Below are 18831 nucleotides of genomic sequence, written 5' to 3' on the forward strand. Positions count from 1 at the left end.
GGGGGTGATGTCAAAGCGGGAAAGGGGCGGCGCTATGCGAATATTGTCAAACGGAAGGGGGCGGAATGGCGGAAAGTTGTAAAACCGTCGGCTGTGACGGGCTGTTGGATGCGAAATGGAGGAAGGCGGAACGGCACGGCGTGCCACTGCGCGTTACGCGGGGGGCCGCATGCGGAGCGCTTAGGGGCGGACTGTGTGTGGGGGGGAGCGCTACGCAACGGGCGGGCAGGCTTTCGCCCACCCGCCCGGACATGTGCATGCAGGAGTCTGGCAGCGCAACGCGGCGCGGCGTTGCGGCCTACAGCTTCTTGACCTCGGCGTACCAGCCGCCCGCCTGTTCCAGCAGGCCGTACAGACGGCCCACCAGCGCGTGCGGGTCGGCCAGGTAGCCTTCCAGCAGCAGGCTGGCCTCGAACAGTTGCAGGGTGGCGCTTTCCACCATGGGGTCGGCCGGGTCGGCCTTGTGGATGCGCAGCAGGTTGCGCAGGATGGGGTGGTCGCGGTTCACTTCCAGCACCTTTTTGGGGATGGACTCGTCGCGCTGCATGACTTTCAGCAGCTTTTCCATGGACGAGGTCACCGAGCCGTCGGGGCTGACCAGGCAGGCCGGGCTGTCGGACAGGCGGTGCGACACGCGCACCTCGGTCACCTTGTCGCCCAGCAGTTCCTTCATGCGGGCCAGCAGCGCGTCGAAGGCGGGGGCGTCGGATTCCGCCAGGGGCTCGGCTTCCTTGCGTTCCTCCACGGTGGGGAAGGCGTCCAGGGTGGCGGCGTCGGCGTGTTCCACGGCCTTCAGGGCGAAGTCCTTGTAGTTGCCCAGTGCGTCCATGACGAACTCGTCGATGGGCTCGTACAGGAACAGCACCTCAAGCCCCTTCTTGCGGAAGATTTCCAGGTGTGGGTTCAGCCGCGCGGCCTCGCGGTTGGGGGCGGAGAGGTACCAGATGTCCTTCTGGCCTTCGCGCGCGCGGCCGATGTAGTCGTCCAGCGAGGACAGCCCCTTGGCGTCGTCGTGGTGCGAGGTATTGCAGCGCAGCAGGGCCGCGAACTTTTCGCGGTTGGCCCAGTCGGTGTGGCCCAGCTTGAACACCTTGCCGTGCCCGCGCCAGAATTCCGCGTACCTGTCCGCGTCGGACGCGGCCAGCTTTTCCAGATGGCCGAGCACCTGCCTGGTCACCGTCTGGCCGATCTTGCGGATGACCACGTTCTCCTGCAGCGTCTCGCGCGAGATGTTCAGGGGCAGGTCTTCCGTGTCCACCACGCCCTTCACGAAGCTGAGGTATTCCGGCAGCAGGTCCTTGTTCTCGCGCTGGATGAGCACCCGGCGCACGTACAGGTCGAGGCCCCAGCGGTCGCGGCCCATGCCGAACAGTTCCTGCCCGTGCGGCGGCACGAACATCAGCGCGGTGAACTGCACCGGGGCGTCCACCGAAACGTGGATGGTCTCCAGCGGGGCGGCGGCATCGAAGGTGAGGTACTTGTAGAAGTCCTCGTACTGCTGCGGAGTGACCGAGAACTTCGGTTCGCGCCACAGGGCCGGGGTGGTGTTCACCCGTTCGCCCTCGACCATGATGGGGAAGGGCAGGAAGTTGGAGTGGGTGCGCACGATGGATTCCAGGCGATGGCGTTCCAGGAATTCCGCCGCGTCTTCCTTGATGTGCGCCTCGATGACCGTGCCGCGCGCCGGGGCTGCGGCATCGTCCGCGCCATCCACCTCGGCCACGCTGAACGAGCCGGAACCGTCCGATTCCCAGACATGGGCGGGCGCGCCGGGCTGGCACGAGCGCGAGGTGACCCGCACCGTGTCCGCCACCATGAACACCGAGTAGAAGCCCACGCCGAAGCGACCGATGATGGACGCGGCGTCGGCAGGGGCTGCGGAGGTCGGGGACGCGGCCTCGCCGTCGGCCTCGCCTGCGGCGGCGTCGGCCTTGGCCCCGCCGTTCAGTCCGTGCCCCATCCCGTGTTCCGACATGAAGCGTTCCGAGCCGGACCGGGCGATGGTGCCCAGGTTGTCGATGAGTTCCTGGCGGGTCATGCCCACGCCCGTGTCGGCAATGCGCAGGATGCGCGCGTCCTTGTCCACGGTGATGGTGATGTCCAGCGGCAGGTCGGGCGCGGTCACGGCATCGCCCCGGCTCTGGAAGAAGCGCAGCTTGTCCAGGGCGTCGGATGCGTTGGAGACCAGTTCGCGCAGGAAAATCTCGCGGTTGGTGTACAGCGAGTGGGTAATGATGTGCAGCAGTTTCTGCACTTCGGTGCGAAATTCATGGGTCTCGTGCGCGGCGGCGGTCATCGTTTCCTCCTGTGAAGGCGTGATCTGGTGAACGGAAAGGGTGCGCCCGGCATTCGTGACGAGTCCGGGCATGCCCGAATGTTGTACAATCGTTCCGTGCCGTTGCGGCCGGAAAATTCCCCAGTGCAGATAGTGCCAAAGCGGCGCCTGTCAAGACGGCTGCGGTCGGGAAGGGAAGGGAAGGAAAGGGACGAAAGGACGATGCCGGGCGGGACATGCGTACGGGCCGCCCGCTGTCGAGTGGACGGCCCGTGAGGCGCGCATCGGAAAGGCGGGGGAGAGAAAGGCGGGAATGCGCGGGGGCGGCCCGCCACCCGTCTTTTCTCGGTCCCTCCCGCTGAAGACGGACTACGCCGCCGGGGCGTCCAGCTTGAAGCGCACGCGCAGCACGCCGTTCTCGAAGTCGTGCGAGATGATCCGGAAGGTGCCCACTTCCGCCGTGTTGGCCACGTGGGTGCCGCTGCACGGGCAGGCGTCGAAGTCGCCCACGCACACGATGCGCAGGGTGTCGCCCGCATCGTCCGGCAGGCGCCCCAGGTCGAAGCGGCTGGCGGCTTGCGCGCGGTCCATGTTCACGGCGGTGACCGGAAGGTTGCCGGACAGCACGCGGTTCACTTCGGCCTCAATGGCGCGGGCCTCCGCGTCGTCCAGCGGATGGTCGAAGTGGTAGTCGCATTTGGATTTCTTGGGGTTGATGTGGGCGCTGAAGCAGCGCCCGCAGCCGTGGCGGGCCACCATCACGCCATTCAGGACGTGCTCGGCGGTGTGCATGCGGGGGGCTTCGTCCTTGCTCATGGCAGTCTCCGTGGGGGGCGGTTGGATGGCCTGCACGTGGGGCGTGCGGGCCAGTGGCGCTTGCGCCGGGCATGGGGTAGGTGTGTGACGTGCTTGCGGGGGCGGCAGCGACAGATCTCGCCGGAGCCTGCGCCGTATGGTTCGTAGGGCCTGCACGTTTCGCACGTTCCGTACGCCCCGCATGATCCGGTCACCGCACCGGGCGAAGATACAGGAGAGGTTGCATGGATTTCAAGGCATTGGCCGATCTGGTGGAAAACGGGCTGCCGTTCCAGAAACTGTTGGGCATCCGGGTGGCGGAGATGGAAGCGGGCCGGGTGAAGCTGTACATTCCGTACCGCGAGGAACTGGTGGGCGATACGCGGCGGCCCGCCCTGCACGGCGGGGTGATATCGTCACTGGCCGACGTGTGTGCCGGGTTCGCGGTGTGGACGAAGTGCCGCATCGACGACCGCATCGCCACCATCGACCTTGTCATCGACTATCTGCGGCCCGCGTCCGCCAGCGACCTGTATGCCGAGGCCACGGTGAAGCTGCTGGGAAACCGGGTGGGCAACGCGCAGGTGGTCATCTGGTCCGCCGACAGGCCGGACCGGCATGTGGCCGAGGGGCGGGGGGTGTACAACATCCGGCAGCCCGCCTAGTTCGACAGCGAATGCTCCTGCACGCGGGGGCCGCCCGCACCGGGCGCGCCCGCCGGGGCCGGGGTGTTCGGCGGCACCACGATCTGCTGGCCCGGCTGCGATTCCACGAAGTTGGCGGGCGCCTTGTCGGTGCTGCGGTCCGGGTCGAAGCCCAGCACCTTGCTGCGGGCCTTGCCCACCAGCACGGTGCATTCGTTGTTGGCGCAGTCGCGGATGGCCAGCAGGGTGGGCTTCAGCACGCCCGTGGGGGCCACGTTTTCCACCACCAGATAATATTCGCGCGGGCCGGTGCCGAACAGCGGGGTGACCGTGCAGGTCACCAGCCAGTCGTTCACGCCGTCGCCGTTCCAGTCAGTGATGGCCGTATGCGACACGGAAATCACGTCCATGCCCTGCCCCAGGGCAAAGCCCACCTTGCCGATGCGCACGTTGTCATCGGGGGCTGCGGAATCCGCAAAGGTTTCGCCCGCAAGGCCGTTGCGCGCCTCTGCCGAGCGAAAGCGCGTGGACAGGCGGCGGTACAGTTCCTCGCCGTACGAGGCGGGGCGGTAGTCGCGGTTGTCGCGGATGGCCGCCTCCATGTAGTTGCCCTCGGCGTCCAGGATGTTGCGGCGCACCAACTCGTCGCGCAGGTAGATGGCGTAGTTGCGGAACATGTCGGGCCGCACCACCTCCACCTGTTGCAGGGCACAGCCGGAGGCCAGGGCCAGCAACAGCAGCGGGACAAGAGCGGCAAGGCCGCGCAGGGCGGCGGAACGCTGGGCGGTACGGGTGCGGGTGCGGTGCATGGCAGGTGGTGCCCGGTGGGCGTTTGGGGGTGTCCGGCGCGGTGCGGCGCGCCACGGGGGGTAGGGACGGCTACGGCTTCTTCAGGATGGCCTTGATGGTGGCCTCGTCGGCGGCCTGGCGCGCCGCTTCCTGCGAGGCGGGCAGGATCTGCTCGCGCAGCAGCTTGTCCAGAAAGACGCGCGCTTCTTCGCCGGTGCGGACCACCGGCTGGCCGATGCCCCGGTATTCGTCCAGCGACAGCAGCCGGGCCTGCAACAGCCCCTTGGGCGCGGGATCTTCCACCACCAGCCAGTAGCCCAGGTAGAAGCCTTCGTCGTGCGGGGTCTTCTGGGTAAACAGCACCAGCCAGTCGCGCACGCCGTTGGCGTTCCAGTCCAGCGTGGCGAAGACCACCAGCGTGTTCATGAGGTCGGGCGAATGGACGTTGAGCGTGGTGCGGTCCAGCGCGCTGACGGTCCACTGCCTGGGCGAGGCGAAGGTGCGCCGCGTATCGTCGGTAAAGCCCAGCAGCAGCGAGGGGAACGAGCGCAGGTTCAGGCGCAGGGCCAGTTCCAGTCCGTACGATTCCGGCTGGTAGTCCTGCGGTACGATGTCGCCGGAAGGTTCGGCCCGGCCATCGGGCAGCACCACCAGCCCCGCGCGCTGGGCGGCGTCGGGGTGGCGCTGGGCAAAGGACGTCAGCAGAAAGCGGTCCAGCACCTGCACCGGCACGGGGCCGGGGTAGATGCGTTCCGGCTGGGGGCTTGCGTAGGGCTGGGCGCCGTCGTCGGTGATGCGCGGCGCGCAGGCGACCAGTGACATGACCAACGACATGGCAAGCAAGAGGGTGGCCAGCAAGCGGGACAGGCCCGATACGCCCGGCAATGGGGACAGGGCGCGGAAGCCGCGCGATGTGGCGGCGGCTGCGCGCCTGTCGGTATGGTTGGCGGGCCGGGCCGAGGTGCGGACGGGCATGGAATCCTCCGGATATGACCGCGTGGCGCGGTCGCACCCGCGTCTTATGACCGCCCCGTGCGACTGTCAACGGGCTTTTGCGGGACCGGGCCGGGGCGGCTTGCGGGCCGGGGGCCGTGCAGCCGCGCGGCGTATCGTCCGTGCAAAATGATGCCGCCCCGCGTCCCCCATGGCGGGCGGCAGGCGGGGCGGTGCAAGAAGGCTCCCAGGCCGGGTTGCCCCGGTCCGCCGTCTGTCTCAGAAGTTCAGCACCCTGTCCGCCTTCAGCATCTCGTCGTACAGAAACTGCTGGCTGCCTCGCGCCACCGTGTCGTCAGCATCCACGCCGTGGATGTCCTGGCACTTGCCTCAGGCGGCCAGCACGCCCTCGCTGAGGGAGAACAGCCGGGCCTGGTCGCGGATGGGGAACGAGGGGCCGTCGCCCGCTGCATAGTCCGCAGCCGGACCATTGAGGAAGATGGTTACTTCCTCGCCCTTTTCGAGCAGGAAGTTGCCGAAGCGGAAGGTGTTCCAGCGGATTTCCGGGTCTGCGCTGGAAAGGATGATCAGTATTTGCATTTCAAATGCTCCGCCGCATGGTTGATAGATAGAATCTATCATAAGCGGCGCTTGGCCGGGATGCAAGTCGTTGCATTCCTGGCCGGATGGCGGAAACGGCCACGGCGCGGTGGGACCGCGCCGTGAATGGGATGCCGTGGTAGTGGCGTGAGTGTGGTCGGGCAGCGGCGGGGTGGGGCCACCGTTCGGGGCGTCGCGCCCGTCTAGCCGAAGGGGTTCAGCGGCTTCAGGCCGAAACCCACCGCCTGTGCCGGGGCGGTCAGGGGGCGGCCTTCGAGCAGGCCGGCCAGGGCCTTGGCCAACTGGTCGGGACAGGAGGTGGGCTTGCTGCCGCAGGTGATGCCGACCAGTTTATCGATGGCGTCCTGTACCGGCATGCCGTCAAGCAGGCGTCCGAGGGCTTCGAGGTTGCCGGGACAGCCCCCGGCAAAGCGCACGTCGCGCAGCATGCCGTCGCGCACGTCGAACTGGATCTGCTTGCTGCAAACGCCGGTGGGAACATGAACATGCATGTCGAAACTCCGTGGCGCGGCGGTGGCCCGGCGCGCCGGATTGCTGGTGTGGCGTGGGGTGCCGTTTGGGTTCGGCGCCAGACATAGGCCCGCCATGCCGCGCTGTAAAGGGGGCGCACCCCGCTTGACGCGTCGGGCGGGGCGGACTATTTACTCACACAGCAAGGGGAGTAGCCAGCAAGGGCAACGTCAACAGCATGGCGCACGCGCCTGGCGTTGCCGTTGGGACGGACCCGCAAACCGGACCAATTGGCGAGACCTTCACGGCAGGAATGCCGGAGGTCTCGCCTTTTCTTTTTGGCCTCTGGCGATTTGTGAATTCTCAAATGGTATCGAGAGGTTGACTGTGAAACACGCGTTCCGCGACTGGTATCCCTTCCTGCTGGCCGTGCTGGCCACGTTGCCGGGCCTTGCCATGCGCGCCCTGCACCCCGAGATCAGCCCCCTGGTCATGGCCGGGCTGACCGGCGGGGCCATCCTGGCTGCGTCGTTCATGCTGATGTGGGCCTGCGAGGTGGCGCAGCTGGACATTCCCCAGACGCTGGCCCTGGCGGTGGTGGCACTTATCGCCGTGCTGCCCGAGTACGCCGTGGATATGTACTTTACCTGGATGGCCGGGCAGCACCCGGAAAGCGACTACGCCCATTACGCCATTGCCAACATGACCGGGGCCAACCGCCTGCTCATCGGCGTGGGGTGGAGCGCCATCGTGCTGGTGTGCTGGATGCGTTTTCGCAGCGCGGTGGTGGTGGAAAGCGAACGCCGCACCGATCTGGTGTTCCTGGCCATGGCCACGGCGTACGCGTTCGTCATTCCCATCAAGGGTTCGCTGGCGTGGTACGACGGTGTGGCGCTGGTTTCGCTGTACGTTTGGTACATCTGGCTGGTTTCGCGCAGGCCCTGCACCGAGTTCGAGGCGGAAGGCCCGGCGGAAGTGCTGGCCAAGCTGCCCACGGGGCACCGCCGCATCGCCACCCTGTCGCTGTTCCTGTTCGCCGCCGTGGTCATCCTGGCTGACGCGGAACTGTTCAGCGAAAGCCTGGTGGCCTCCGGCAAGGTGCTGGGCATCAACGAATTCCTGCTGGTGCAGTGGCTTGCACCCATCGCCTCCGAGGCGCCCGAGTTCATCGTGTCGCTGATGTTCGCCTTGCGCGGCCATGCCAGCATCGCGCTGGGCAGCCTGATTTCGTCCAAGCTGAACCAGTGGACCCTGCTGGTGGGCATGATACCCGGCGTGTACGCAGCCTCGTCCGGCTCTGTGCACCCGCCCATTCCCATGGATTCGCACCAGATGAACGAAATACTGCTGACGGCGGCGCAGTCGCTGTTCGCCATCTGCCTGCTGCTGCGCATGCGCATCGGCATGCGCGGGGCGCTGGTGCTGTTCGGCCTGTTCCTGGCCCAGTTCATTTCGCCGTTCATCCAGGCGCCCATAGAGGCGGCCATGGGCCTGCCGCACATTCCCGACCGGCTGCACATCTGGTTCAGCCTGGTGTACGTGGTGCTGGCGGGCGGCATGCTGCTGCTGCGCCCGCGCACCCTGCTGGACCTGCGCTACGGCTTTCGCGTGTAGCATGCGCGCCGCTGGCGGCGTGACTATTCGCATGTCGTGATCCTTCGCGGCCCGTCGCACCCTTGGCGCGGCGGGCCGCTCGTGCTAGAGACGGGCCATGAGTGACGGCAAACGTTTTTTTGCGGAATTGGGTTTGCGTGGCCAACGTCGCCGGGTGTTGGTTGCCGCTTCAATGGGATTCGTTTCTTTGTGCGCGGGAAGCCTTATGCCTATGTGGTTGCCGGGTTTCGTGCGGGCAGCCGAGCCCGGCGCGCCGCGTGACGACGAAGCCTCCATCACCCTGCGCGAGGACGATTTCGACATCGACGTGCGCTATCCGCGTCTGGGGCAGGCCGCCGTGGACGACGACCTGGCCCGCTGGGCCGCGCACATCGTGGGCGCGTTCCGGCAGGGGCTGGCCGAGCCCGGAACCGGGGCCGAACCCGCCAATGGCACGCCAGACCCCAATGCCCACCATTTCGTCAACGAACTGAAGGTGACCTACGAGGTAACCCGCGCCTCGGCCCGGGCGGTCACGGTCACCTTCAGCATCTGGACTTACACCGGCGGTGCCCACGGCAATCTGGACATCATCACCCTGAGCTACGACATGGCTTCCGGTGCGCGCCTGGCGCCGGAGGACATCTTTGCGGATACCGAGGGCGCGCTGGCCCTGCTGGCCTCGTACTGCTACGAGGCCCTGGCCGAAGCGCTGGGCGACGACCGGGCCGAGGACATGCTGCGCAGCGGCACCAGCCCCGACGCGGACAACTACGCCAGCCTCGCGCTGACGCCGGAAGGGGTGCGGGTGCATTTTCCGCCGTATCAGGTGGCGCCCTGGTCTGCGGGGCCGCAGTTGGTGGACGTGCCGCTGGGGGTGTTGATCGACGCCGGGCCACGGCTGGAGTTGTGGGGCGTTTCCCGCTAGCCGGGAAGAAGGAACGATGCCGAAGGGCCGGAACGCTGTGCGCGTTCCGGCCCTTTTCACGTGTGGTTCACGGTTGCGTTGGCTGGAAGCATTCCGGGGACAGCCGGGTTGCGGTAGCCGCCATGCCGGTGGCAGTCGGTCCGGTCCGCGCAGCCGTCACGGTCCACGCAGCAGGTCAGGTCAGCGACAGTCGGGCAGGTCGGCGACAGTCGGACAGATCAGCGGCAGTCGGGCAGGTCGGAGCGGGTGCACAGGGTGAGCACTGCGTCGACCACACGGGTGCCCGTGGGCCGCGCCAGCACCGCCCCGCCGGGAATCACCGCCGCGCGGCGGAAGCCCAGCCGGGTGACGAAGCCAAGGGCATGGCGGTAGGGCGCGGGGGTTAGGCCCACCAGCGTGTCCAGCAGATGCGGTGACGGGCGCCCGTTCGGCGCGGGTGGCGGCGCGGGGGGCTGCACGGGGGCCTGCGCACGCAGCAGGAAACACACCACCATGCGACCGATTTCTTCCGCGCGGGGCAGCCCGGCCCGCAGCACGCAGAAGTGGATGCGCGCCGCGCGGCCGCAAAAGCCGTCCACCCAGCACAGGGCCAGCGGGGTGCCTGCCGCCTGCACCAGATAGCACCACGCCCGGTGCGGGGCCAGCAGCGCGCGCAGGTCGGCGGCGCAACGCACGCCGCCGTCATGGAACACCACCGGGGCCAGCCCGTCATCGCACAGGGCGCTCCATAGCTTGTCCAGCTCCGCGTCGGTAACCGGGGCCGGGTGGGACGGGTGGCGCGAACGCAGCACCAGCGGAGGCAGCGGCGGCGACGCCGGATGAGACCGGGCTGCCCTAGCCATACAATGGGTACTCCATATTCCCGATGTCGCCGGCGTCACCCGCACCGCCATGCCCGCCGAAGCCCGCGCCGTGGCCCGTCAGGCCGAATCCTCCGGAATCCGGGTCCGGGAATTCCGCGCCCAGCTCCGGGTCCAGGATGCGGGCCAGGCAGTCCAGCATGTCGTCGTGCCGGGATACGGGAAAGGCCAGGTACTCTTCGTCCACGAATTCCCGCGCCAGGTCGCGCCGCTTGCCCTCTGCGTCCATGAAGGGCAGGCGGTGGGGCAGCAGCATGCGGCCCTGCTCGAATTCGGGCACCAGCCTGCGGATGCGGTCCTTCTTGGGCATGGGGCCGCCCAGGGGAGTGATGTCGAAGCGGTAGTTGCGGCGTTCCTGTTCGGTGCGCACATGTTCGATGTCGGCCTGCATGCCGTACTTTTCGTAGCCCGTGGCCAGTGGCCGCCAGGTCCGGTGCAGGCGGAACAGTGCGGCGGCCCGGCCCGTAAGGTTCAGCCGGTCGCGCACCCCGTCCAGCAGGTAGCGGTTGCCGTCCGGGGCCAGCCCCACCACCAGCATCACCGTGTAGTCGCTGCCCTTCTTGCGCTCGCCCGCCGGGTCCACCAGCAGGTAGCGGTTGCAGTGGCCCCAGCGTGCCAGGGGGGATGCGTGCCATGCCGGGCTGCCCGGCCCCGCGTTGCGGGAAGCGCTGTCCATATCCGCCGCATAGCGGCGCAGCCATTCGGCGCGAAAGCCTTGCGCCGTGTCGGCGGCGGGGTTCAGCAGCATCTGGCAGCCGAACACGTACGGCCCCATCTGGCGGCGTTTTTCGGCCAGTGTCGCCGGGGAAAGCAGTGCCGGGGGGCCGTCGGGCGCGCCGGTGGCCGTGGCAGGGTGAATGCGCGGCGTTGCCGCCCCCCGTTCGAGGATGGTGCGCCACGTGTCGTTGAAGTGGTAGCGGGTGCCGATGTAGCGGCGGCGGCCCGCGCCGCGTGCGGACGGCGCATTGCTTGCGCCCGTGGGGGCGGGCGTGTCGTTGACCTGCCTCGTGCCATCCTCGCGGGCAGTGTCGCCGGGTTCACCGCCAATGCTCCCGCATTTTCCTCCACTGGCACCCAGATTGAGCGACAGCGCCCAGCATTCCGTGACCTTGGCGATCATTTCCGGGGTGGTCACCGATTCGCGGGTGACCACGTCGTCGTAGACAAGCAGGCGAAAGTGCTTGCCCGTGGGCTGGCCGTCCACCAGTCCCCACGCCTCCACGGTGGCCTCCTTGGGGTTGCCCCGGCGGCGCACCACGATGCCCTTGTCCAGCGACCAGACCGGGGCCTGCCGCCGCGGCGCGGCCCACAGCACGTCGGGGTACAGGCGCTTGAGCAGGTCATTGTGCTCGAACTCGTGCTTGATCTGCCCCAGGAAGTCCTTGGCCACCGGACGCGAGTGGGAAAAGATGCCCACCGTGATTTCCGGGTCGTTCAGAATGTCGCGCACGGTCTGGCCGAAGGTGATGATGGTGGATTTGTAGTGCTCGCGCGCCCACAGATCCAGATGGCCGTCGGGCGCGGCCTGCACCTCGCGGCAGCGCTCGAACAGCCAGTCGCGGTCCATGTCCGCCCGGCCCATGAGCCGGGTGAGCAGGTAGAACAGGTCGCGTCGGCCCAGTTCCGCCTGCATGGCGGCAAGGGCGGCGGGGCCGCGCCGGGCGGCGTCTGCGGCAAGGTCGGCGTACAGCGCGGCGGCATCGCGCCGGGTGGTGGCCGTCATGGGGGGAAATCCTCCGGGAAAGGGGTGGCGGGAAAGGATATGGTTCGCTGGCGCACACCCTACACGGAGGAAAACGGGTAACGCCGGTCGCAGGGGGGGCGCAGCGGGGTGGCGCGGGCATCCGGAGGGGGCGCCGCCATGGCGGCGGTGTGGTGGCAAGGTGGTGGGAGGCAGGTTTTCAAACGGGCTGAGGGGTGGCATAGGCATATCACCATGCAACCCAGGCAGCTGTCGCCGAGGGGCACCGGACACCGTGCGCGCACGCACCGTCAGACCCGCGCCAGGCCTCCGGCACGGCGCTGCCGCGCCGTGCCGCTTTCGGGAACGGTTGCCGCCACATCGGCGCGGCGGAGTGTCTTGTAATCGCCATGCAAGTCTGCTAGGCAAGTCTAGAAATTTTCACGAATGCCGTGTGCGCGCCGCGCAAGCCGGACCCGGAACGGTACGGTTCCGGGTGACGGCGACGGCGACCCCAAAGAAGGAGGAACACATGTACATGCTTCTGAACTGGCGCTCCCTGCGCCACATCGCCATGGTCATGGTGGCCGTCATGGGCCTGCTCAGCTTTGTGCCCCGCGTGGAAGCCGCCTTTGTTCCCAACGCCGGCGTCGTGGCCGGGGAACAGCGCGCCAGCGACATCGGCAGTGTGCAGAAGGCCCTGGAAAACAAGATGGTTTCCGAGCGCCTGCAAGCCCTTGGCTATTCCTCGGCAGAAGTTGAACAGCGCCTGTCCATGCTGTCCGACGCCGAACTGCACGACCTGGCCAAGAAGATCGACAACCTGACCCACGGCGGCGACGGCTTTGGCTTCGTCATCGCCATCCTTGTCGTCATCCTGCTGGTGGTGCTGATCCTGCATTTCGCCGACCGCCGCGTGGTCGTCCAGTAGCCGCGCGCACCGTTCTGCTCCCGCCGCCCGGACTGGCCCCGGCTTGTCCGGGCGGCGGGGGTGCCTTGCCATGCCCATGAATCTTTCGTCAGCATGCCGGGTCGTACGCCCGGCCCTAGCGTGTCCTGGTGCCCTCCGGCCGTCGTTCCGGCAGGCGCTTTGGTCTTTGCTGCCGTCCGGGTTCCGGTCCCTGCTACAGCGGGCACTGCCGTGCCTGCTGCTGCTTTGCGCGGCGCTGGTCTGCACGGGGTGCCTGCGCGGCCCCGGCAGCCTCGCGCCGGACCCCACCCGCCCCGTTGCGGAGCGGATCATCCCCGACGTGCCGTTCTTCGCGCAGGAAGCGTACCAGTGCGGCCCCGCCTCGCTGGCAGGGGTGCTGCGCCATTTGGGGCTGACCGGCGCCCAGGCCACGCCGGACGGCGTGGCCGACGCCATCTTTCGCCCCGGCATGCACGGCACGCTTTCGCTGGATCTCGCCCTGTACCCGCGCACCCTGGGGCTTGCCAGCCGCTGGTACGACGGTTCCGTGGCCGACCTGATGGCCGCCGTGGATTCCGGCCAGCCGCGCATCGTCATGGTCGATCACGGCTACGGGCTGGTGAGCACCTATCATTTCATGGTGGTGGTGGGCTACGCGCCCGACGCGGTCATCGTGAATTCCGACCGCACCCCCCTGCAACGGCTGCCGTGGGCATCGTTTCTGCGCACCTGGGACCGCACCGACCGCTGGACGCTGGAGGTCCGGCGGCAGGAACCAGCCCCCGCGCCCGCCCCGTAGCCCGAACCGTCACGGGAGGTTCCATGCCGGACACCACGCTCCTCGCTTTCGTCCCTGTCGCCGTTCCCGCTTCCGCCGCCACTTTCCGGCCCGCCCGGGCATCCGCCATGTCACCCACGGCGCGGTGCGCCATCCTGCCGTGCCTGCTGCTGGCCCTGCTGCTGACCGGGTGCGCCCTGCCGCGCATCGGCATCTACGAAGACCCGTTGTCCGGCCCGGAGCACCTGGAACTGGGCCGCGCCTACGAACAGAAGGGTGAACTGGACCTGGCCCGGCGCGAATATGCCGAGGCCGTGCGCGACGACGTGCCCCAGGCCCACCTGTACCTGGCCAACCTGCTGTTCCAGAAGGGCGAGATGGAAGAGGCGGAAGGCCATTACCGCAAGGCCATCCGTGCCCTGCCCGAGGCGGAATCCGCCCCGGCGCGCAACAACCTGGCCTGGCTGCTGCTGACACGCGGCGAACGGCTGGATGAAGCAGAGCGGCTGGCCGAAGAGGCCGTGCGCCTTGCCGACGATGCCCACCGCCAAAGTTTCGAGGATACCTTGAAGCAGGTGCGGGACGCGCGGAACAAGTAGCGTCCCGGTGCCCCCCGCGCAGTTGGCGCCAGCGACGGCCCGCCGCATCCCCACGGGTGCGGCGGGCCGCGTCGCTGGCGGCTTCGGTCCCTGGCGTGTCGCTTTTGCGGGGGCCTTTCCTTTCAGCCGCCCCAACGTTTCCAGTCCCGGACATCCGTCCCGCGGTATCCCCCGTCATCAGCACCCCGGCGTCACTCCGGCGCCACCCTGGCGTTACCCCGGCGCCACCCCGCCGCCATGTTCCGGACAATGCTGCCGGTTTTTTCGCAAGGTTGGCGGGGCGGGCTTTTCCGCGCGCGTTTCATCTGGCAAGATGGGGCATCGGGCACTCCGTGGAGGCTGCATGACGGGTCTGGGCATTCGGGGCAAACTGCTGGCCAGCTACATGCTGGTGTTCCTTGCGCTGCTGTTCTGCGGCGGTGCCGGTGCGTACGTGTATGCCCGGCATGCCGTGGAGCAGGCCGTGGAAGAACGGCTGCACGCGGCCACCCAGTCCATTCTGGGCACCGTGCGCGTGGGGGCGGACCTTGCCGTGCGCAACTACCTGCGCGCCGCCTCGGAAAAGGCCCGCGACGTGGTGGTGCTGGAATACGAGCGGTACCGCTCCGGCGCCATCACCGAGGCGCAGGCCAAGGCCAATGCCGCCGCCATCCTGCTGCGCATGAGCATAGGCCGGTCGGGCTACATCTACTGCCTCACCTCCGACGCCACCCTGGCCGTGCACCCGGTGCCGTCCCTGCTGGGGCGCGATCTTTCGGAGTTCGAGTTCGTGCGCGACCAGTCGCGCCTGCATGAGGGCTTCATGCAGTACGAATGGCGCAACCCCGGAGAAACGCACGCCCGCCCCAAGGCGCTGCACATGACCTGGTTCCAGCCGTGGGACTGGATCATTTCCGCCTCTGCCTACCGCGAGGAATTCCGCAACCTGCTGGACGTCACCATGCTGCGCGACGCGGTACTCTCGCACCGGGTGGGCGAAACCGGTTACGCCTACATCATGACCGGCGCGGGCGAGTTGCTGGTGCACCCGGTGATGGAGCCGGGCGACATTGCCGACGCGCGCGACGACACGGGCCGCCGCTTCGTGCGCGAGATGCTGCAAAAGCGTTCGGGGCGCATCGTCTATTCCTGGCGCAACCCCGGCGAGGACAGCTACCGCGAGAAGATCGTGGTCTACGCCTATCTTGCGGACTACGACTGGATCGTGGCTGCATCCGGCTATACCGACGAGATTTACGCCCCCCTGGACCGCATGCGCCGCCTGGCCCTGCTGTGGCTGCTGGCGGCCATCGGGGTGGTGGCGCTGGCCAGCCTGTACGCCAGCGCGGGCATCACCGGGCCGTTGCGCCGGCTGGCCGAGCGGGTTCGGGTGGGCGCGGGGGGCGACCTTTCGGTACGCGTGGTGCCGGAAACCCATGACGAAATCGGCGACCTTGCCAACTATTTCAACAGGCTGATGGGCAACCTGGAAGGGCACAGCCTGCGCATGGGGCAACTGGTGGAGGCGCGCACGGCGGAACTGACCCGCCTCAACGCCGACTACCTGGGCGAGCTGGAACGCCGTGCCGCCACCGAAGAAGAAGCGCGCAGCCGCCTGGCCTTCCTGCGCGCGCTGATGAACTCCATTCCCAACCCCATCTTCTACCGCGATTTCACCGGGCGCTTCGTGGACTGCAACGACAGCTTCGCGCGGGTGGTGCTGGGCAGCGCGCGAGAGGACGTGCGGGGCCGACCGCCGGGCGACTTTCCCGACGTGTACCCGCCGGACGTGGCCGCCGCCGCGCTGCGCGACGACGATGAGCTGCGCCACGTGGGGGGCACGCGCTTTGGCGAGCAGGCCCTGCGCTGCGCCGACGGGGCGGTGCGCCACTTCAGCGTGGTCAAGACCGTGTTCGGCGGCGGCGCGGCGGGCGAAGGTGGCATAATCGGCGTGTTCACCGACCTGACGGCGCGGCGCCGGGCCGAGGATGCGCGGCGCCTGCTGGAGCAGGCCGTGGAGAATTTTTCCGGCGCCCTGCTGATTCTGGATGGAGAAGGTTCCATCCGCTACGCCAATCCGGCGTTCGCGGCCATCACCGGCTGGCCGCGCGCCGATGCGGTGGACCGCCGCCTGGCGGATATTGGCGCTACTGGGGGCGCTACTGGGGGCGCTACTGGGGGCGCCGCCGGAGAGGATGCCGCAACGGTTGGCGGCGGCGCAGGCGGCAACGGCGATGCCGGGTTCACCGCGCTGCTGGCTGCCCGCGCCCAGGGCAAGGCGTGGAGCGGGCGCACCCGGCTGCGGCGCGGCGACGGAACGTCGTTCGAGGCGGAATGCCGTCTGGCGCCCCTGCGCGACGGCGCAAGCGTGGTGACCCATTTCGTGTGCACCATCGAGGACGTCAGCGAGCGGCTGCTGTTGCAGGCCCAGCTGTTGCAGGCCCAGAAACTGGAATCCATCGGGCAGCTGGCCTCGGGCATCGCGCACGAGATCAACACCCCCATCCAGTTCGTGGGCGACAACGTGCGCTTTCTGGGTACGTCAGCCAGCGCGCTGGATGCGGCCATGGCCGGGTACGACGCGCTGCTGCGCCAGGCCGTGGCCGCGTGCGGAACGCCCGCAGACGTTGCCTCTGGCGGGGAGGATCTGTTGGCCAAGGCGGCCCGGCTGCGCGAGGAGACCGACGTGGACTTCGTGCTGGCCGAACTGCCCGTGGCCGTCCGCCAGATGCAGGACGGGGTGGAGCGCGTCTCCGGCATCGTGCGGGCCCTGCGCGAATTCTCGCACCCCGATGCCGGGGGCAAGGTGCATGTGGACGTCAATGCCGGGTTGGCCAACACGGTCACCGTGTGTCGCAACGAGTGGAAGTACGTGGCCGAGGTGCATCTGGACCTTGCGCCCGACCTGCCCCACGTGATGGGGCACGCGGGCGACCTGAACCAGGTGTTCATGAACCTTCTGGTCAACGCCGCCCACGCCGTGGGGGATCGGTTGCGGACCGGAGGCGCTGCACTTGCCGACCCGCTGCCCGGCAGCCGCGATGCGGCGCCGGGTACGGGCGCGGCGTTGCCCACGGATGGGGCCGAACGGGCGTTGGGGCACATCACCATTTCCACCCGGTTCGTGGATGGCGAGGTACTGGTGCGCGTGCGCGACGACGGCACGGGCATTGCGCCAGAGGTGCTGCCGCGCATTTTCGATCCTTTCTTCACCACCAAGGAAGTGGGGCGGGGCACCGGCCAGGGACTGGCCATCACCCGCAACCTGGTGGTGAGCAAGCACGGCGGGCGTATCGAGGTGAACAGCGAACCCGGAAAGGGGGCGGAGTTCATCGTGCATCTGCCCGTGGGGACGTCATGAGGGGGGACAACGCGCCACACGACGGCGCGTCATGGCGGCTACCCCGGTGAAGACCGGGGCAGTTGGCCCGACAGGTGACGTGTGACAGGGGGCAGGACAGGGGGCAGGACAGGCACGGGGTGGAAGCGGGGTTGGGGAAAGGAGCAGGGGCGTGCAGAGTGATGGGTATCGCATGGCGGGGACGCGGCTTGCGCCGGTTCGCCGGATGGTGGACACCGGAGCCTTACCCCCTGGCGGGACGCGCGGTTGCGCGGGGTCTGTGGCCCGGCGTGTCATCCGTCATGCCGGGTGCGGTTTCGCGTGCATGGCGGCATGTCTTGTCGCCTGCCTGCTCCTGACGCTGCCGGTGATGTCGTTGGCCGCCCAGGCGGGCCCGGCCCAGGCAGCCCCCGTCCAGCCAGCCCCTGCACGGGCGGGACAGGCGGCACGGCCCGCTGCCTCCGGGCTGGTCTTCGTCACCCAGCAGTATCCGCCCTTCAACTACCTGGAACGCGGTGACGGCAGCGAACGGGTGGCCGGCCCCGTGGCCGAGATCATCACCATGGCCTGTGCGCGCATGGGCGTGGACTGCACCTTTCGCCTGCTGCCGTGGGCGCGCGCGCAGCAAGAGGTGCGCACCGGCACGGCGAACGGCATTTTCACCATCGGGCATGTGCCGGGGCGCGAGGCATGGCTGCATTTTTGCCCACCGCTGGTGCGCGTCGAATACGGATTTTTCGTGCGCATGGAAAATCCCCTGCGCTACGTCACCCCCCGGGACGTGGCGGGGTACCGCGTGGGCGTGTACGGTCCTTCGCTGACGGCGGACATCCTGGACCAGTTGGCGCGGCAGGTGCCCATGACGGTGGATATAGCGTCGGAGAATGACGCCGGGTTCCTCAAGCTGGCGCAGGGGCGCATCGACGCGGTGTTCTCCAACCGCGAGAACGGCCTTGCCACCATCGCCCTGCTGCGCATCGCCAACCTGCGCTACGCGGGCTGGCACAACCGGGTGGATTATACGGTGGCCTTTTCGCGCCGCACGGCCCCGGAAGTGGTGGAGGCCTTCGAAGCCGCGCTGCGCGCGCTGCACGGCGAAGGCGAACTGCAACGGTGCCTTGCCCGGTACGGGTTGCACTCCACCTACCCCGATGCGCGGGACGGCAAGGACCGTGACGGAACGCGGGGCGCGCCGCGCGGTGAAGGGCCGGCCGATGCGCGTCCTGCCGCCACGCCCGGCTGAAACGTTCGGCTGCCACGCGTGACGACCATGCTCGACTGAACGCCCGCCCTGTTTACTTCCGCCTGTTCACTTCCGCCTGTTCACTTCCGCCGCCCCGGGACAGGCCGTTGCCGCCGGATGTCCGCCTGATGTCCGCCGGATGCCGCCGGATGTCCGCCTGATGTCTGGCAGGCCATGCCTGGGCGATTACCCTTGCCAGTGCGGGTGCCTGCCGCCGTGACCGGCATTGCCCGGTTGCGTCCCCGGCACGGCATGCGCTATGCATTGCCGGTCCCGAAAGCGGCAATTCCGACGCCACCTCCCGGAACCCTTCCATGGACGGAACGGGTTCCGACGGTCCGGCATGTCCCGTTTGGGCTCCACGACAGAATCCCGGCTGTTCCGCGCGTGCGCCATGGCCGGTTTTCCCACAC

General features: G+C 68.3%; 16 protein-coding genes. 8 read left to right on the plus strand and 8 right to left on the minus strand.

Annotation, left to right across the window (positions count from 1 at the left end; all coding sequences use genetic code 11):
- Positions 1–298 precede the first annotated feature (298 nt).
- Together htpG and ABWO17_RS02710 are read right to left on the minus strand one after the other, a co-directional pair.
- A complete protein-coding gene (htpG, locus tag ABWO17_RS02705; RefSeq protein ID WP_353115794.1) occupies positions 299–2296 on the minus strand; it encodes a molecular chaperone HtpG in 1998 nt (665 codons plus the stop codon).
- Between the two features lie 348 nt (positions 2297–2644).
- A complete protein-coding gene (locus tag ABWO17_RS02710; protein ID WP_353115796.1) occupies positions 2645–3091 on the minus strand; it encodes an alanyl-tRNA editing protein in 447 nt (148 codons plus the stop codon).
- Between the two features lie 224 nt (positions 3092–3315).
- Here ABWO17_RS02710 and ABWO17_RS02715 point away from each other — a divergent pair, with 224 nt between their 5' ends.
- Complete coding sequence (locus ABWO17_RS02715) at positions 3316–3735, plus strand: PaaI family thioesterase (RefSeq protein ID WP_353115798.1); 420 nt, start codon at positions 3316–3318, stop codon at positions 3733–3735.
- Here the strand turns inward: ABWO17_RS02715 and ABWO17_RS02720 are convergent.
- The 4 genes from ABWO17_RS02720 to ABWO17_RS02735 all read right to left on the minus strand — a co-directional run bounded on the left by ABWO17_RS02720 (position 3732) and on the right by ABWO17_RS02735 (position 6548).
- Complete coding sequence (locus tag ABWO17_RS02720) at positions 3732–4523, minus strand: hypothetical protein (protein WP_353115800.1); 792 nt, start codon at positions 4521–4523, stop codon at positions 3732–3734. The genes ABWO17_RS02715 and ABWO17_RS02720 overlap by 4 nt on opposite strands.
- A 70-nt stretch (positions 4524–4593) precedes the next feature.
- Positions 4594–5478: a hypothetical protein gene (locus ABWO17_RS02725; RefSeq protein WP_353115802.1), complete on the minus strand. Its 885-nt coding sequence runs from the start codon at positions 5476–5478 to the stop codon at positions 4594–4596.
- 237 nt (positions 5479–5715) lie between these two features.
- A complete protein-coding gene (locus ABWO17_RS02730) occupies positions 5716–6036 on the minus strand; it encodes a DsrE family protein (protein WP_353115804.1) in 321 nt (106 codons plus the stop codon).
- Positions 6037–6239: 203 nt separating this feature from the next.
- A complete protein-coding gene (locus ABWO17_RS02735; protein WP_353115806.1) occupies positions 6240–6548 on the minus strand; it encodes a TIGR03905 family TSCPD domain-containing protein in 309 nt (102 codons plus the stop codon).
- A gap of 346 nt (positions 6549–6894) precedes the next feature.
- On the opposite strand from ABWO17_RS02735, the gene ABWO17_RS02740 reads away from it, so the two are divergent.
- Positions 6895–8121 carry a sodium:calcium antiporter gene (locus tag ABWO17_RS02740; RefSeq protein ID WP_353115808.1) on the plus strand — a complete coding sequence of 409 codons (1227 nt, stop codon included), beginning with the start codon at positions 6895–6897 and terminating at the stop codon, positions 8119–8121.
- Between the two features lie 205 nt (positions 8122–8326).
- Positions 8327–9028, plus strand: coding sequence for a DUF3298 and DUF4163 domain-containing protein (locus tag ABWO17_RS02745; protein ID WP_353115810.1), 702 nt, complete (start codon positions 8327–8329; stop codon positions 9026–9028).
- 218 nt (positions 9029–9246) lie between these two features.
- On the opposite strand, the gene ABWO17_RS02750 is transcribed toward ABWO17_RS02745, so the two are convergent.
- Together ABWO17_RS02750 and ABWO17_RS02755 are read right to left on the minus strand one after the other, a co-directional pair.
- A complete protein-coding gene (locus tag ABWO17_RS02750; RefSeq protein WP_353115812.1) occupies positions 9247–9870 on the minus strand; it encodes a hypothetical protein in 624 nt (207 codons plus the stop codon).
- A complete protein-coding gene (locus ABWO17_RS02755; protein WP_353115814.1) occupies positions 9863–11611 on the minus strand; it encodes a hypothetical protein in 1749 nt (582 codons plus the stop codon). Before ABWO17_RS02755 ends, ABWO17_RS02750 begins: the two co-directional genes overlap by 8 nt.
- Positions 11612–12101: 490 nt before the next feature.
- Here ABWO17_RS02755 and ABWO17_RS02760 point away from each other — a divergent pair, with 490 nt between their 5' ends.
- From ABWO17_RS02760 to ABWO17_RS02780, 5 genes are all read left to right on the plus strand, one after another.
- Positions 12102–12500, plus strand: coding sequence for a PA2779 family protein (locus tag ABWO17_RS02760; protein ID WP_353115816.1), 399 nt, complete (start codon positions 12102–12104; stop codon positions 12498–12500).
- 166 nt (positions 12501–12666) lie between these two features.
- Entirely contained in the window at positions 12667–13278 is a 612-nt protein-coding gene (locus ABWO17_RS02765; protein WP_353115818.1) for a C39 family peptidase, read from the plus strand.
- A gap of 23 nt (positions 13279–13301) precedes the next feature.
- The gene (locus ABWO17_RS02770) at positions 13302–13856 is read left to right on the plus strand and encodes a tetratricopeptide repeat protein (protein ID WP_353115820.1); all 555 of its coding nucleotides are present in this window, start codon (positions 13302–13304) and stop codon (positions 13854–13856) included.
- 343 nt (positions 13857–14199) lie between these two features.
- Positions 14200–17196 (plus strand): cache domain-containing protein, encoded by a 2997-nt coding sequence (locus tag ABWO17_RS02775; protein ID WP_353115822.1) that lies wholly within the window; start codon positions 14200–14202, stop codon positions 17194–17196.
- A gap of 304 nt (positions 17197–17500) precedes the next feature.
- Complete coding sequence (locus ABWO17_RS02780; RefSeq protein ID WP_353115824.1) at positions 17501–18418, plus strand: substrate-binding periplasmic protein; 918 nt, start codon at positions 17501–17503, stop codon at positions 18416–18418.
- Positions 18419–18831 lie beyond the last annotated feature (413 nt).

The organism is Nitratidesulfovibrio sp. (assembly GCF_040373385.1).
Classification (GTDB): domain Bacteria; phylum Desulfobacterota; class Desulfovibrionia; order Desulfovibrionales; family Desulfovibrionaceae; genus Cupidesulfovibrio.

Coding starts and splice junctions, on each gene's coding strand:
- htpG (WP_353115794.1), bottom strand. CDS start 2,296: ATGACCGCCGCCGCGCACGAGACCCATGAATTTCGCACCGAAGTGCAG.
- ABWO17_RS02710 (WP_353115796.1), bottom strand. CDS start 3,091: ATGAGCAAGGACGAAGCCCCCCGCATGCACACCGCCGAGCACGTCCTG.
- ABWO17_RS02715 (WP_353115798.1), top strand. CDS start 3,316: ATGGATTTCAAGGCATTGGCCGATCTGGTGGAAAACGGGCTGCCGTTC.
- ABWO17_RS02720 (WP_353115800.1), bottom strand. CDS start 4,523: ATGCACCGCACCCGCACCCGTACCGCCCAGCGTTCCGCCGCCCTGCGC.
- ABWO17_RS02725 (WP_353115802.1), bottom strand. CDS start 5,478: ATGCCCGTCCGCACCTCGGCCCGGCCCGCCAACCATACCGACAGGCGC.
- ABWO17_RS02735 (WP_353115806.1), bottom strand. CDS start 6,548: ATGCATGTTCATGTTCCCACCGGCGTTTGCAGCAAGCAGATCCAGTTC.
- ABWO17_RS02745 (WP_353115810.1), top strand. CDS start 8,327: ATGCCTATGTGGTTGCCGGGTTTCGTGCGGGCAGCCGAGCCCGGCGCG.
- ABWO17_RS02750 (WP_353115812.1), bottom strand. CDS start 9,870: ATGGCTAGGGCAGCCCGGTCTCATCCGGCGTCGCCGCCGCTGCCTCCG.
- ABWO17_RS02755 (WP_353115814.1), bottom strand. CDS start 11,611: ATGACGGCCACCACCCGGCGCGATGCCGCCGCGCTGTACGCCGACCTT.
- ABWO17_RS02760 (WP_353115816.1), top strand. CDS start 12,102: ATGTACATGCTTCTGAACTGGCGCTCCCTGCGCCACATCGCCATGGTC.
- ABWO17_RS02770 (WP_353115820.1), top strand. CDS start 13,302: ATGCCGGACACCACGCTCCTCGCTTTCGTCCCTGTCGCCGTTCCCGCT.
- ABWO17_RS02775 (WP_353115822.1), top strand. CDS start 14,200: ATGACGGGTCTGGGCATTCGGGGCAAACTGCTGGCCAGCTACATGCTG.
- ABWO17_RS02780 (WP_353115824.1), top strand. CDS start 17,501: ATGGCGGCATGTCTTGTCGCCTGCCTGCTCCTGACGCTGCCGGTGATG.